Below are 14,427 nucleotides of genomic sequence, written 5' to 3'. Positions count from 1 at the left end.
TTATGGCATTAGGTCAGGTTCAAATTAACAACCTCAACCAGATGCAGGGGCCGGTGACCGAAATCGAACACCATTTTGCATTTATTGGTCGTGGTACCGGTGAAGGTGAAGACACGGTGCTACTGGTGAACACCGACACCGATCTGGACAAGGTTCTGGGCACTGCCGCCAGCACCCTGAAGACTCAGCTGGAAGCCGCCAGGGTCAACGCCGGTCAGAACTGGATCGCCACCGTGGTTCCCCTGGCCAGTGGTACCACCTGGCAAGACGGTGTAGATCTGGTGATGCAGGCCGGAACCGTGGAAGCCTTTGTGATTACCGACCCGGTATCTGCCGCTGCCGATGTGGCTGACATGCAGACCAAGGCTGCCGAAATCATGGGGCAATACATGCGCCCGGTCTGGTTTATGGCCACCGGTGCTGGCATCGATGCCGAGACCGAAACATGGAGCGACTACGCAGCCCGGGTAAAGAACCTGGTCTCTGACGTTTCCGCGCAAAATGTCATGGTGGCACCAACGCTGTACGGTGCTGACCAGGGCGCACTGGCCGGACGACTCTGCAACCGATCCATCACCATTGCCGACACACCGATGCGCGTACAAACCGGTGCACTGATCGGCGACTTCACCAGCAAGCCCACCGACAGCACAGGCCGCGAGCTGGATATGGCCATCCTGACTGATCTCTCTATTGCCCGTTTGTCCGTTCCCCAGTGGTACCCGGATATCCCCGGTGTGTATTGGGGTGATGGCGCAATGTTGGATGTCCCCGGTGGTGACTACCAGGTGATTGAAAACCTGCGAGTAGTCCAGAAAGCCATGCGCCGTGTTTACCCCCTGGCCGTGACCCGCATTGGTGACCGCAAGCTGAACAGCACCCCGTCGAGCATGGAAGCCAGCAAGTCCATCTTTATAAAGCCACTGCTGGAGATGAGCCACAGTGTGGACATTCTCGGCATTCCGTTCCCCGGGGAGATCGAACCACCCAAGGATGGCGATATCGTCATCAGCTGGAAGAGCAAGTACGAAGTGGAGATCTACATGATGGTGCGGCCATACAACTGCCCCAAGAAGATCACTGTCAACATCGCGCTTGACCTGAACAACTATTCATAACGGACAGCATAAGGAGCTGCCACCATGGGACAACGAATCAGTGGCCGTAATTTTGATATCACCCTGGGCGACCAGCGCATCAATGTAGTCAGCGCCAGCCTGGAGATTACCGACAACAGCGCAGTGGACAAAACCCGTGGCGTGCCGGATGGCTGGACCGATGGCGACGTGGAAGCCTCCGGGGAACTGGTGGTGGATGCCAACAACCTGAACCGGATTACCGAAGCCGCCCGCTCTGCCGGTTCTTTCCGTGATCTGCCGTTGTTCGACATGCTGTTCTACGCCAAGACGCCAGACACCGAGAAGAAGGTGAAAGCCCACGGTTGCCGCCTGAAGGTCTCCAGCCTACTGGATATCGACAGCAACAGTTCAGACAAGGAAACCACCACCATTCCGTTTGATGTCACCAGTCGTGATTTCGTCTGGATCGGTGGCGTGCCTTACCTGAGTCAACGTGATCTGGAGGGACTGAGCTAATGAAAACGGGCGTATTGTTTTTTACTTACGTTAAGGCAGTGCTGGAGCATTTCCAGCTGCCCGCCTCCCCGGCAGCTGTGCAGCTGCTGGTAATGATTGCCGCCCATGAGTCGGGTGGTTTCCGGTATGTGAAGCAGATGGGTAATGGCCCGGCTAAAGGACTGTTGCAGATGGAGCCTATCGGGCTACAGGAGGTGGTGCGCTATTCACAGCTGCGCTCTACCCGATTCCCATTACTGCCGGATCTGCAAGCGGTGCATATCAATCAGCTGGTGTTCGATACCTGGTTAGCCATTGCCGTGGGGCGTGTCTTCTTTATGGCCAAGCCGGAACCTTTACCCGAACCGGACGATATTGAAGGCCTGGCAAGGTATGCCAAGAAGTACTGGAACACCGAAGCAGGCAAAGCGACAACGGACGATTACGCCAACGCCTACCGGGAACACTGTTTATGAGCTGGCTAGCGACTCTTTTCGGTAAGACTGCAGCAGAACCGATTAAGGCTGTGGGCAATGTTATCGACGGACTGTTCACCAGTGATGAAGAACGACTGGATAAACAAGCAGTACTGGAACGGATTCGTCAGCAACCTGCATTAGTGCAAGCAGAAATCAATAAAGTGGAAGCGGGTCATCGCTCCGTTTTTGTCGCAGGCTGGAGGCCTTTTATTGGCTGGGTCTGCGGTGTTGGCCTGGCCTTCATCTTTGTGATTAACCCTATTCTGCAATGGTGGACTGGCAAGCCTGGTCCAGTCATGGCAATGGATTCATTAATGGAACTGGTACTCGCATTACTCGGGCTTGGAGCCCTGAGAACTGTTGAAAAGCGAATGGGTACCAGTAAATAGGAGCGCATCAGATGGACCTGACTCTGATTGATACATTGATCCGCATTGCTGTGCCGTTTCTGGTGACCTGGAACGTGTTTTTGTTCACTCAGAGCCAGCGCAACAAAGACAACCTTCACCATTTTCAGCTCCATGTAGCAGAGAACTACATCGGTAAAGCGGATCTGGAAAAGATGATCCAGCGCCTGGAAGAGCGACTGGAAAAGCAACTGAACAGTTTTTTTAAGACCATAAGCCGGGGAGAGTGAACCATGGAAAAGCAGATTGACCTGACCGTCAACAACAACGAATTCAACTTCACTGTGGAGCTGGGCGACTTCCACAGCTTCATTAACGAGATGGGCGACAACAACAAGGTACAGCCTGCCTACGCCTTTGTTACCCGCACCATCAAACACGACCAGAAAGACCAACTGATCAAGCTGATCAACGACAACCCCGGACTGGAACTGGAACTGGCCGGAGCCCTGGTCACTGAGTACAAGCCTAAAGTCTCCGTCATTGTGGGAAAGCCGAAAGCCGCTGCCAGCAAATAGAGCAGGACGGGCTCACCCAGCTGGTATTGCTCACTCAGAAATGGTTCCCGGGGCAACCGGTCACCGAAGAACGAATGGGCAATGCCCTCTGGCTGGAGAAAGACCAGCAGGAAAAACGAACCATCGCCGTCACCAACGGAATTGCCAGAGCGTTTGGCAAAGGCTAAGGAAAAGGAAAGAGTATGTCAGCATCGTTGCAGCGCCTTAGCTTTGTGGTCAGCCTGCTGGATAACGTCACAGGGCCAGTGGGAAAGATCAATAAAGCGCTGAGTAATACCGCAGCCTCTGCCCGCTCAGCGTTTGCGGATATCGGCTCGGGGGCACTGGGCATTGCCGGTGCAGGTTTCGCTATAAAAAGCCTGTTAGACCCGGCAATCGAAATGGACAGGGCACTGGGTGAAGTACGTTCCCTGGGTGTTGCTGAATCGGCCCTCTCTGACCTGAGCAAGACCGCCATGGCGTTCTCTGTGCAGTACGGCAAGTCGGCCACTGAGTTTGTTTCTGCATCTTATGATATCCAGTCCGCCATTGCCGGGCTTTCCGGTGCCGAGCTTGGCGAGTTCACCAAAAATGCTGGCGTGCTGGCAGCGGCCACCAAATCCAACACGGCAACCATTACCAGCTACATGGGCACCATGTACGGAGTGTTCAAAAATACCGCCGACGCCATGGGCAAAAACAACTGGGTAAAAGTACTGAGCGGACAAACCGCCAGTGCTGTCCAGATGTTCAAGACCACCGGCGACCAGATGAGCGCTGCCTTCACCTCCATCGGTGCTAACGCCACTTCTGCCGGTATTGCCATGAATGAGCAAATGGCCATTCTCGGCACCTTGCAATCCACCATGTCCGGATCGGAGGCGGGCACCAAGTACAAATCTTTCCTGACCGGTGTAGGTAACGCCCAGAAAGCACTGGGGCTTCAGTTCACAGATTCCGAAGGCAATATGCTGGGAATGGTAAATATTCTCGAACAGCTGAAAGGCAAGTTCGGTGAAACTTTTGATGTTGCCGAGTCCGACGCCTTGAAAAAGGCTTTCGGTTCGGATGAAGCCGTGGGCCTGATCAAGCAATTGATGGCCGACACTGGCGGACTGGCCAAGAGTATTAACGACCTGGGTAAAGTCAAAGGTATGGAGAAAGCCGAAGAGATGGCCAAGGCCATGGTCGATCCCTGGCAACAACTCAGTGCCGGGATTTTTGCAGTAAGTGCCAGCTTTGGCAAAGCCCTGCTGCCGGTTATTACTCCGATGGTTGAAAAGATGGCCGCCATGGCCGCCACCATTACCCGGTGGACTGACCTGTTCCCGGAACTCACCAAGTGGGTGGGTGTTGCCGTGGTGTCCATCATTGGTATGACCGCAGCCCTGGCAGCCATCACCCTGATAAGCGGACTAAGTAAAAGCGCACTTCTGGTTTGGAGTGGCGCAACCTGGACTGCAAAAACCATCAGCACGAATTTTATCGCTGCTTTGAAGTGGCTCAGGGGCGCGATTCTCGGCCAATATCTCGCATTACAGATGAGCACCACCGCCACCAAAATCAGCGCCTTTGCCACCGCTGCATGGGCCGGTGCCGTTAGCATGGCAACTGGTGTAGTGAGCGTGGTGACCGGCGTTTTACGAGGATTCAGAACGGTGATGATCGCAGTAAATGCCGCCATGCTTGCCAACCCCATCGGTTTGATTATTGCCGGTATCGCTCTATTGGTCGCAGCCGTGGGAGCCTGTATCTACTGGTGGGACGACCTCAAAGCCGCTTTCCTGGACACTGCATGGGGACAAGGCCTGATGAACCTGATCGGCGACCTGATGGACTGGTTCAAAAACCTGCAAGGCATTGCCGGTACGGCAGTGAGTTGGGTAGTGGACAAACTGAACATGATCCCCGGCGTTAACATCGGTACCGAAAGTTCAAACACAGAAGTGGGCACAGTTAACCGCGAACTGAAAACCGCCAGCGTTACCCCCGGCGGCGTCACCAACCACATCAGCAAAACCCTGAGCAACAGCAGCAACCGGAACAACAACGTCACCATCAACACCACTCAGGCACCCACACAACACCTGATGGACAGCTGGATGACCATGGAGGCGTTCTGATGAGTCTATACACCGACCTGCTGATTGATGAGCTGGACCTGGCCACCGAAGGCGGCTACCCGCTGCCGGTGAGTAATGCCGCCAGTATCGGCCAGGACATCAAGCACGCCATTCTGGAAAGTGGTTACCTCACCCGAATGCTAGCGGAGCGCAACCCCGTCAACCGTGCCAACTGGGAACAGCAGATAGAACTGCTGGCGGAAGAAGACCGACGCATTATTCCCGGTACAGTGATTCTGGATGAAGGCCGCGCCGGGGAATATGTGCTCAGTGCCGAGACCATTCACCAGGGTAACTTTACTGTGGAGCTATCCACCCAGACATTGTTTAACCCCCTGTACGGCGAACAATCTGAAAACCAGTGGCCAGGAGTGCAGGACAAAACCTTCGGTGACCTGGGAGAAGCGTTCACTACCATCTATATGCCGACAGCCTGGGAGAACTTATAAATGAGCAACGATCAGGATTTTATTGCCGCTGTCAACAAAGCCAAGACTGCAGCAGATTTAATGAAGATCTGCGCAGAGGGCGATGAAAACACCAACGTCCCTGCCCCGAAACCCTATCCGTCTGCACACAAGGCAGTAAGGGAGATTCAACAGCAGATCGTCCAGCAGATTGACCCCACGGTTCTGGAAGTTTCTGAAGCAGTCGCCAAAACGCAGGCCGCAGCACAGTCAGCTGAAGCGGATGCGATCGAGTCTGGCAAGTCTGCGGATATCAGCACCACAGCAAAAGACAAAACCCTGCAGGCCCAGGGAGCTACCGAAGCAGCCAGGGATACCACGTTACAAGCTCAGGCAGTCACGGAAGGTGCACGGGATACCACATTACTGGCTCAGTCAGCGACAGAAAGCGCCAGAGATACCACCCTGCAAACCCGGCAGCAGGTAGAGACGCAGATTGTCCCGGTTCACACCGACGTAATCCGCACCCAGCAGATTATCCGAGCCATGACCAACGGCATTCAGGACGATGCCGGGTATGCTGCCCAGAGCGCCAAAAGCGCCGAAGCTGCCAGGGCTGCGACTCAACAAAATGCCGATGACGTCAGCGGGCATCATGCTGTCGTGGTGCATACTGCCGGACAGATCGGGCAGGACAAGGCGCATATCGATGAGCAAAAAGCATCGGTAGATCTGGCCGCGGCTCAGGTCAGGCAGGACAAGGAACACGTTGATCAGCAAGCCGCCACTGTTAATACAACGGCACAGCAAGTGGCGACTGACGCCAGCACGGCAACCGCGTCAGCCGACGACGCTCAACAAATACTGAACACCATCGGCAGCCAGCTGATCACCTACGCAACCAACCTGATCCGGACGCAATCCGTGGTCGTCACCAACTACGCATTTAAATAAGGAGCTGCCCCATGGCCACAATGGACGAGCTGGTAAAACAGGTTCAGGACCTGGAAACCGCCACCACGGATTTGCTGGAGGCCACCAACGTCAGCAAGAAGACCCTGGACACAGCGGTTAACACATCAACCGAAGCGGCAGAACAGGTGCTGGCTGACGCTGCGGACGTAACCATAAAGCACTCTGCGACGGTGCAGGCCCGCGATGAAGCGGTGGCGGCCAGAGACGCGGCAACGGCGATTGTTTACGAGGGTGATGCCAGCGTTACCCCGGCTCCCGGCAAGATCCCGGTCGCCGATGGCGACGGGCATATCGACAAGGGCTATCTGGATATTTTCATTCGTGACAGTTACCGCCATGCAGTAGAGTCAGCCACTGGCGGCAAGAACACGGTTTTATACGACGCTCACGGCAACGCCAACGTGATGGTGGTAATTCCTAAATTTACCTACGACGATATTGGTATGACCGCCGAGATGGGAACCGGCGTCGCCACTGCATTTATGCGCAGCGGTACGGAGATTCCTGAGATCTTTATTGCCAAGTATTTGGGTTCAGGCACTCACGGCGTATCGGTAGCTAACGCTGACCCAAGAACCTCGGTCAACTACGACGCAGCCAAGGGAATCTGCGAAGGCAAAGGCACCGGATGGCACCTGATGACGGTGCACGAATGGGCCTCTATCAGCCTGTGGTGCATGGCGAATGGTTACCAGCCAAGAGGCAATACACAATACGGTCGTGCCCATGATGCCATATATGAGTTTGGCCGTCGTGGCGATGGCCGCGCACCTAACGACCGGAACGGAGCCGCTCGCATCAACAGCGGATCAGGGCCTGCTGCATGGGCCCATGATAATACGGATGCCGGAGTCTACGACCTGGTGGGTAATATCTGGGAATGGCAGTACGGATTGAAGACACAAGACGGCCAAGTGATTTGTACTAGCGACAACAGAACAGACCAGTTGGAGTCGCAATGGGTAGCGCAAGACTGTTTTTTTGATTCGCCGCAGTCGGGCGGTGCTGAGAGCGGATATCGTGGCACCCAGTTCCTGAACAGCCAGGTTACTAACCACGCTGGCCCTGTCGGGGACAACGGTTATTACGGCGACAATCATCAGGCGTGGGAGTCTATTGCAAAAGACCCGTCGTATATTTCAAATGAGCTGATGAAACGTTTGCTGATTGAACCGGTCGGCAAGGGTATTCAGGGGCGTATGTATATACGGAATTACGGAGAACGGCTCCCGCTCCGTGGCGGCGGCTGGTACAACGGCTCGAATGCCGGTCTGGCCGCGTTGTACGTGAGCAACGCCCGCACGCACGCGGGCAGCGACATCGGGTTTCGCCCCGCTTTTGTTGCCTGATATCTGATAACTGGGTTCTGAAGCGTGCGCGGTAGCGCACGCTTAAAATTTTTTTATGCAGTGCATAGCTGTTGGCATGGCTGGCGTGACCGACCCAACTTTGCACTGCGTAAAAAATTGTTAAACCGACAAGGAGCACCTGACTATGTTCAGCTTTATCTATAACGACCAGCATCACACCAACACAGACACTGAATTCCTGGTTAGCCTGGGAATGGATGACGAGGCTGTGGAGTCTGTCCAGTGGGACGCGGCAGATTACGAGCGGCAGCAATGGCAGCAAATCAAGGACCAGCGCGACAAAAGGATTTATGCCGTTGAGTGGCGCATTCACCGCATGTACCGAGAAGAACAGCTTGGCCTGCCGCGCTCGGACGATGACGTCACGATCCAAAAACTCCATGAATACATTCAAGCATTAGCCGATTTGCCTCAGACGTTCGCTAATACCTCGGATGTTGTATGGCCGGAACTGCCATAAAAAGGAGGCAGCACCATGACCGACCACACCGCCACCTTCAAAAAACTGGTCTCCGACGCAGGCATCCCAACCACCGATGCCGAGATCAACGCCTACTGGCAAAAGATCAACCAGGACGAAGGCACGCTGATCACCAACGACAGCGACTACTCCCCCTTCTGGCGACTGCTCAACAGCATCGTCACCAGGGCCGCGTTGTGGTTTGTGGACTTTATCCCTACTCAGCTGTTGCCCGCCAGTTTCACCAAAACCGCCGAAGGCGACACCCTGGACCTGCACGCATGGGACGTAGGCCTTGACCGCAAACCCGCCAACAAGGCCAAAGGGTTGATCACCTTCACCCGCGAAGCCACCGGCGAAGGCCTGGTGGTACCGGCTGGTACCCGTGTGCAATCGGTCCCCATTAACGAAAAAGTCTATGAACTGGTCATCACGGCCACCGCCGAGTTCGGTTACGACAGCCTCACCGCCGTGGCCAAGGTCGAAGCCGCCGAAGCAGGCAGCGCCTTCAACCTGGCATCGGGCTATTACAGCGTATTGCCAGAACCGGTCAACGGTGTGACCAGTGTCACCAACGATAAAGAGTGGCTCACCACCCCGGGCGACGATGGCGAAACCGACGACGAACTGCGCCTGAGAGCCCGCAACCAGTTTCTGGCCGTCAACCAGTACCACACCGATGCCGTTTACCGCACGGTGATTGCCCAGTTTGGTGGCATCCGTACCGACTACATCTACTTTGAGCACGATGCCCCCAGGGGACCGGGCACCGCCAACGCCTTTGTGCTGTTTGAAGCCGATGCCCCCACCGATGAGTTTATCAACAGCATCAACCAGCATATCCGCGATGAGGGCTACCACGGCCACGGCGATGATCTGATGTGTTACGCCATGCCCGAAACCCTGCACAACATCACCTTAACCCTGAAACTCAAGGCCAATCTGGCCAGCGATGAAACCAGCACCATTAAAAAAGGCGTGGAAGACATGGTGCGCTGCGCCTTTCGCCAGAACACCGATTACGACGATGTGGTAACCAAGGTCTGGCCCCAGTCGGTGTTTTCCCTGTCGGTGCTGACCCGGGAACTGCACAACCGCTTTGTGGAGATTGAAACCCTCAGTTTCAGTACCGGCGATATCGTCAACGCCATGGACGTGGCCCGACTCAACACCCTGACCATTACGGAGTAGCAACCCATGGATAAGATGGAACTGCCATGGTGGATGAGCGGCACGGAACTGACCAAAATCAAAAACGCCGCCCAGACCTTTTTCAACCAGGTGCAATACTGGCTCAGCTACCCCCTGCGCCAGATCGACCCGTTAACCTGCGATGTGGGCGTGCTGGATCTGATCGCCTGGGAGCGCAGCATTGACCGCTTTGCCGGTGAACCCCTGGACCTCTACCGACGCCGGGTGAAATACGCCTATGTCAATGCCCGGGACGCCGGCAGCACCGCAGGCTTTCAGCGCATCTTTGAGCGCTTGGGCATTGGCTATGTGGAGCTGGAAGAGCGCATCGACGGGCAGGACTGGGACGTGATCCGCCTGCACATTACCGACAACCAGGTGGCAGGCAATGAAGAGCTGCTGAATATTATCGTCCGGCTTTATGGGCGCACCTGCCGCCGTTACCAGATCACCACCATTACCAGCCACAGCATGACGCTGAGGCCTTTTGTATTTAACCATCGTCAGCAGTGCTTTTTGGCAGCTGATTAAGGGGGGAAGGAACCATGGCCAGAATTACCAACGCAGGCAAGGCACTGTTTGCCCAGTCTGACGCCAATAACCAGCCCGTTGAGATCGATACCTTTATCTGGGCGCATATTCCCGGACTGGATCACACCCAGCCGGAAAACCCCGACGAACCATGGCCAACGGCAGAGCAGATCCAGCACAGCGAAGCGCCGACACAGGCCGGTTTTATTAATGGCGATACCGTGGTCTGGTCCAGTGTGCTGGGTTCCACCGTGGGCACCTGGAGCTTTAACTGGCTGGGGCTGGGCAACCGTGCCAGCAATACCCTGGTGGCCGTGGTCTATCTGCCGGAGCAGACCAAAACCGCCACCCTGAACGGAGCCATGGGGGACAACCTCACCAAGAACTTTGCCGTTCAGTACCGTGACCTGGCCGACCTCACCGGCATTACCATCAATGCCGACACCTGGCAGATTGACTGGACTGCCCGTTTACAGGGCATCGATGAGCGGGAGCGGGAGAGCAACCGGGATATTTACGGGCGCACCTGTTTCTGGACCGATGGCTTTAAGGTGCAGGAGAAAACACCGGGCAACTATGAACTGCTGGCCGGTAATGGTTATGTGGAAGGCGTGCGCATCGCCACCGACCGTATGAACCTCGCCACCGGCACCCTGCCACAGGATGTGTGGATTGATGTTCGTCTGGAAGGTGGGATTCATGGGGTATCCGCTGCGGTGGATCTGGTGGTGAGCAAGAACAGCCAGAGCGACTATGTGGACAGTGTGGGGGTGCAGCATTACCTGGTGCAGCTGGCCAGTATTAACGCTGCCGGGCAGATTACTGACCATCGTCGGGTGATTGAGGCGGGGGCTGATTTGATCAGTTATCTCTCCCGAACGGCTACCGAGCAGCACGGGGGATGGAGCCGGAAAGCGACCCGTAATGATGTGCTGAACGGGACCGGTGACGGGTTTGTGACACCTGCCGATCTGCAGGCGCGACTGGCGAAACTCTATGGGGTGTTCCCCGGAGTGATGGTGGAGTTTGCCGGGCGGGAAGATCAGATTGAGGATGGGTGGGCTTTATGTGATGGTCAAGGCACCACTTCTAACGGGATTGCTATTCCTGATCGGCGGAACCGGTTTACTGTTGGGGGTGGTGGGGATTATGAGTATGGGGAGACTGGGGGTTCTGATTCGCGGACTACCAGTAATTCAGGCTCTCACGACCATGATTTAACCATTCATGAAGGCGGCCAACATGATCATAATGTTACGGTTTATGGTCATGCACTGACGGTGGACGAGATGCCTTCGCATATCCATAAAACTATTGGTAACGGCTGGCAGAACGGGGGCAAATCCGGGGCTTATGGTGATGGCGGTAGCCTGGTGAATGATTCCAGTGCCGTAGGTGGTAATCGGCCACATGCGCACAACGCAGATATTGCCAATTCCGGCAATCACAGCCACAACGCCACACTGGACAGCAACGGCAACCACAACCATACCGTGACTGTAGTCCCTCGCTACTACGCCACCTGCTACATCATCAAGCTGTAAGGAGCTCGCCATGCAGCTGAACAACACGGTAATCAAAGGTCAGGGCATAACGGTCTCCGCTGCCCTGGTTATCGATACGGAGGAACTGGGGGCGCAATCCTCCAGTACCGACCGTGCCCAAAAAGGATTCAAGCCGAAAAAGCTGACGGTGAATATGGAAATTCGCCAGAAGGACCATAAGGATTTAAGCCGACTGCTCAGCCTGGCTGAATCGGTGGACAGCAATGGCCGGCAGACCGTTTACAACATTCTGGACAATACCGCCAAGGCCATGAAAATCCGGCAGGTGACCTTTATTGATAATGTCCGGGTAACCGAGATTGCCGACCGTCGAGCCTGGAGCGTGTCGTTTATGCTGGCGGAGTATTACTCCATTCCGGAAAAGAAAGAGGCACGGCAGGAACCGGTTCAACCCATAGCCCAGACCACCGCAGGCTCAACACCGGTAGAACCCGTTGCTCAACAACAAGGGCAGCAACCAGGACAACCCAACTACACAGGATTTGAAAAGATCCTGGCAGCCGTTGAGGAAATGATATCGTGAAGCTGGTCAAAACCCTGCGGGTGAATAACCAGCCCTTCACCCTGATCAACGACGAAGTAAGACTGGATCTGATTGGCCCCGGACGGGCTAACCTTTCCGTTATCAGCGACCAGCCATTAAGCGGACTGGTACAGCTGGATATCGGTTACACCGGACACCAGAGCCAACGCTACTTCACCGGCTACATAGAACAATGCACCCAGCTGGATAACAAAAGTTACCGGCTGTTTTGCCGTGAACTGGCAGCCGTACTCAATCAGGATATGCCGCTGGCCCTGCGCAATGTAAACCTTGATGAGGTGCTGAAGCAGATCGGCAACAAAACCGGCATTGAATTCGTCACACCACAAAAAGCCTACGCAGTGGAGCGGGTACCGTTCTTCCATCACCTGGGAGGCGGCTATATGGCACTGGATGCCTGTGGCCCGGTATTCAATATTCCTGATTTTATCTGGCAACAGATGGGCGATGGTTCGGTCTTTGTGGGCAGCTGGCAGGATAGCCGATGGGCAACCAGGGCAATCGAAATCCCTAATAAATGGCTGACCGAGCAAGGGCAGGCCAATCAGGCAACCATCCCCCTGATGCCACCATTAAGGCCCGGCGTATTATTCAATAAACAGTTCCGGGTGGAATCACTACGACTCAGCAAGGAGCGAATGGAAATCACATGGTCGAAGCACTCAAACGCATAATCCTACGCCTGTTCCCGGAGCTGAAAAACGGCTACCACAAACCCATGCTGGCCAGAGTAGTCGCCATCACCGACCCGCCCAAAAGTGGTGGACTCTGCGATTTATTCAGACCTCGCTATGCCGTGGACCTGCAACCGGTTGACCACCACCTGAAAGACAAAGGCCCGGTATTACCAGGTGTACCCGTAGCTGTACCCTATGCCGGAAACCATCGGGGCTTTTATGCCCTGCCTGATGCTGGAGTGTATGTAGAACTCTGCTTTGCCTATGCCCTGCCCAATTTACCATTTGTACGTTCGGTACTTCCGATCAACCAGGAACTGGCACCAGTAGACAAAGACGAAGCCCGCTGGCAACACAGCCAATCCTGTTACATCGGATATGATAGAGACGGCAACTGGGAACAGATCGGCAGGATTCACCAAAGCCGAGCCGCAATCAAACAACTGATGAAATCCCCAAAAACATGGGTAGGCTCAGATTCAGAGAATGTACTGAAAATACTTTCCGACTTCATGGACGACACAGCCGGAGCCCTGGACATACTGGCAGGACACACCCACCCGAATGTAGGTTCATGTTCCCAGGGAGGAGCAATATCAGGAAAGAGTTCATCAATTAAGGGAAGCAAATCAGGAAGACTGGACCCAATCACAGAATAAGAACCGGGCATCATGCCCGGTCTGTTTTATTGAACCGCTGCTTCTATCTCCGACCAGACCACGCTTCGAGCATACTCCAATTCAGGCGAAAGATTTTTAGCCACCCCATTAACAGCAAACGCCACCCCATCCCTGACCCAATACCCAGCCGACCCATTAACCACAACCGCAACCCCGTCATGCAACTGGCCAGTCTCCCAGGAATGCGCCTGCCCATCAGGAATCGTTGCCAGCACAGCCTGCAACCCCGGACCTTCAACACTATCCACCCGCAACCCATAACCAACAGCAGACAGCACCACACCAAAGACAATCACCCCAACAGCCTGTTTAGGCTTCAGCCCAGCTTCTGCCGCTGCCTTCTTATTACTGATACCAATCCCGGCAAACAACACCAGCAACCCACCAACAATAATCAAAGCCCATGCCATACCCGTCCCCCTGTGTTCATTCTGTTGAACCTACTCCCCGAAAAACATCGGGGAGAGAATAATATACGTCGTTTGACGTAACAGACTATCAACCCAGATCAACTTAACCAACCTCCCCACGCCATAAGGCGTACAAGATACAGATTCAGATAATCACAGCCACCAGGTGATAAAAACAAATCCGACTCGACAATAAACTCCGCCACAGCCGAGAAAAACTCCCTGCTCCGGAAAAATCGCACTCCTCCTCACCACGCCTTCGCGCTTTTTGGATCAATTTTGTGCAACTTTTCGATGAGTGCATAAGCCCTTCAATCCCCGCCATTACTGGCGGCTCCGCAGGAATTCCCCCTTTGCACACAATGCAAAAAAATGAAGAACTGTGCAAACTCATTGCACCACAGGAAAAAACAAAAACGCTCCTGCACCCCTTTATCGGCAAGGGCTAAGGAAGTTTTTTAAAAAAAGGGATGCAAGGAAAGTGGAGGCGAGTACCGGAGTCGAACCGGTCTAAATGGAGTTGCAGTCCACTGCATA

At 54.7% G+C, this 14,427-nt stretch carries 19 protein-coding genes; 18 read left to right on the top strand and 1 reads right to left on the bottom strand.

Annotation, left to right across the window (positions count from 1 at the left end; all coding sequences use genetic code 11):
- Nucleotides 1-2 precede the first annotated feature (2 nt).
- The 18 genes from KDK15_RS01780 (at nucleotide 3) to KDK15_RS01695 (ending at nucleotide 13,459) form a co-directional block, all read left to right on the top strand.
- Complete coding sequence (locus tag KDK15_RS01780; protein ID WP_257293651.1) at nucleotides 3-1,118, top strand: DUF2586 domain-containing protein; 1,116 nt, start codon at nucleotides 3-5, stop codon at nucleotides 1,116-1,118.
- Between the two features lie 24 nt (nucleotides 1,119-1,142).
- Nucleotides 1,143-1,595, top strand: a complete 453-nt coding sequence (locus KDK15_RS01775; protein ID WP_257293650.1) for a DUF2597 family protein — start codon at nucleotides 1,143-1,145, stop codon at nucleotides 1,593-1,595.
- A complete protein-coding gene (locus tag KDK15_RS01770; RefSeq protein ID WP_257293649.1) occupies nucleotides 1,595-2,050 on the top strand; it encodes a hypothetical protein in 456 nt (151 codons plus the stop codon). Before KDK15_RS01775 ends, KDK15_RS01770 begins: the two co-directional genes overlap by 1 nt.
- Nucleotides 2,047-2,442 (top strand): holin family protein, encoded by a 396-nt coding sequence (locus KDK15_RS01765; protein ID WP_257293648.1) that lies wholly within the window; start codon nucleotides 2,047-2,049, stop codon nucleotides 2,440-2,442. The genes KDK15_RS01770 and KDK15_RS01765 overlap by 4 nt, the downstream gene beginning before the upstream one ends.
- 11 nt (nucleotides 2,443-2,453) lie before the next feature.
- Entirely contained in the window at nucleotides 2,454-2,690 is a 237-nt protein-coding gene (locus tag KDK15_RS01760) for a hypothetical protein (protein WP_257293647.1), read from the top strand.
- A 3-nt stretch (nucleotides 2,691-2,693) separates the two neighbouring features.
- Nucleotides 2,694-2,978, top strand: coding sequence for a putative phage tail assembly chaperone (locus tag KDK15_RS01755; protein ID WP_257293646.1), 285 nt, complete (start codon nucleotides 2,694-2,696; stop codon nucleotides 2,976-2,978).
- Between the two features lie 26 nt (nucleotides 2,979-3,004).
- Entirely contained in the window at nucleotides 3,005-3,145 is a 141-nt protein-coding gene (locus tag KDK15_RS01750; RefSeq protein WP_257293645.1) for a hypothetical protein, read from the top strand.
- 15 nt (nucleotides 3,146-3,160) lie between these two features.
- Complete coding sequence (locus KDK15_RS01745; RefSeq protein WP_257293644.1) at nucleotides 3,161-5,080, top strand: phage tail tape measure protein; 1,920 nt, start codon at nucleotides 3,161-3,163, stop codon at nucleotides 5,078-5,080.
- Nucleotides 5,080-5,529 carry a DUF2590 family protein gene (locus tag KDK15_RS01740; RefSeq protein WP_257293643.1) on the top strand — a complete coding sequence of 150 codons (450 nt, stop codon included), beginning with the start codon at nucleotides 5,080-5,082 and terminating at the stop codon, nucleotides 5,527-5,529. Before KDK15_RS01745 ends, KDK15_RS01740 begins: the two co-directional genes overlap by 1 nt.
- Nucleotides 5,530-6,441 carry a hypothetical protein gene (locus KDK15_RS01735; protein WP_257293642.1) on the top strand — a complete coding sequence of 304 codons (912 nt, stop codon included), beginning with the start codon at nucleotides 5,530-5,532 and terminating at the stop codon, nucleotides 6,439-6,441.
- Nucleotides 6,442-6,452: 11 nt separating this feature from the next.
- Entirely contained in the window at nucleotides 6,453-7,811 is a 1,359-nt protein-coding gene (locus KDK15_RS01730) for an SUMF1/EgtB/PvdO family nonheme iron enzyme (RefSeq protein ID WP_257293641.1), read from the top strand.
- Between the two features lie 145 nt (nucleotides 7,812-7,956).
- A complete protein-coding gene (locus KDK15_RS01725; protein WP_257293640.1) occupies nucleotides 7,957-8,292 on the top strand; it encodes a phage tail assembly chaperone in 336 nt (111 codons plus the stop codon).
- Between the two features lie 15 nt (nucleotides 8,293-8,307).
- Nucleotides 8,308-9,483, top strand: coding sequence for a baseplate J/gp47 family protein (locus KDK15_RS01720; protein WP_257293639.1), 1,176 nt, complete (start codon nucleotides 8,308-8,310; stop codon nucleotides 9,481-9,483).
- A 6-nt stretch (nucleotides 9,484-9,489) separates the two neighbouring features.
- Nucleotides 9,490-10,014 carry a phage tail protein gene (locus KDK15_RS01715; protein ID WP_257293638.1) on the top strand — a complete coding sequence of 175 codons (525 nt, stop codon included), beginning with the start codon at nucleotides 9,490-9,492 and terminating at the stop codon, nucleotides 10,012-10,014.
- 14 nt (nucleotides 10,015-10,028) lie between these two features.
- Nucleotides 10,029-11,558 carry a phage tail protein gene (locus KDK15_RS01710; protein WP_257293637.1) on the top strand — a complete coding sequence of 510 codons (1,530 nt, stop codon included), beginning with the start codon at nucleotides 10,029-10,031 and terminating at the stop codon, nucleotides 11,556-11,558.
- 10 nt (nucleotides 11,559-11,568) lie between these two features.
- A complete protein-coding gene (locus KDK15_RS01705; protein ID WP_257293636.1) occupies nucleotides 11,569-12,102 on the top strand; it encodes a DNA-binding protein in 534 nt (177 codons plus the stop codon).
- Nucleotides 12,099-12,797, top strand: coding sequence for a hypothetical protein (locus KDK15_RS01700; protein WP_257293635.1), 699 nt, complete (start codon nucleotides 12,099-12,101; stop codon nucleotides 12,795-12,797). Before KDK15_RS01705 ends, KDK15_RS01700 begins: the two co-directional genes overlap by 4 nt.
- The gene (locus KDK15_RS01695; protein ID WP_257293634.1) at nucleotides 12,773-13,459 is read left to right on the top strand and encodes a hypothetical protein; all 687 of its coding nucleotides are present in this window, start codon (nucleotides 12,773-12,775) and stop codon (nucleotides 13,457-13,459) included. The genes KDK15_RS01700 and KDK15_RS01695 overlap by 25 nt, the downstream gene beginning before the upstream one ends.
- 26 nt (nucleotides 13,460-13,485) lie before the next feature.
- Here the strand turns inward: KDK15_RS01695 and KDK15_RS01690 are convergent, their stop codons facing one another.
- A complete protein-coding gene (locus tag KDK15_RS01690; protein WP_257293633.1) occupies nucleotides 13,486-13,890 on the bottom strand; it encodes a hypothetical protein in 405 nt (134 codons plus the stop codon).
- Between the last annotated feature and the right edge of the window lie 537 nt (nucleotides 13,891-14,427).

It is taken from the genome of Endozoicomonas sp. YOMI1 (assembly GCF_024606345.1).
Taxonomy (GTDB): domain Bacteria; phylum Pseudomonadota; class Gammaproteobacteria; order Pseudomonadales; family Endozoicomonadaceae; genus Endozoicomonas.
The sequence above is the reverse complement of the archived record's forward strand: the minus strand, read 5'-3'. Positions and strand labels throughout refer to the sequence as shown.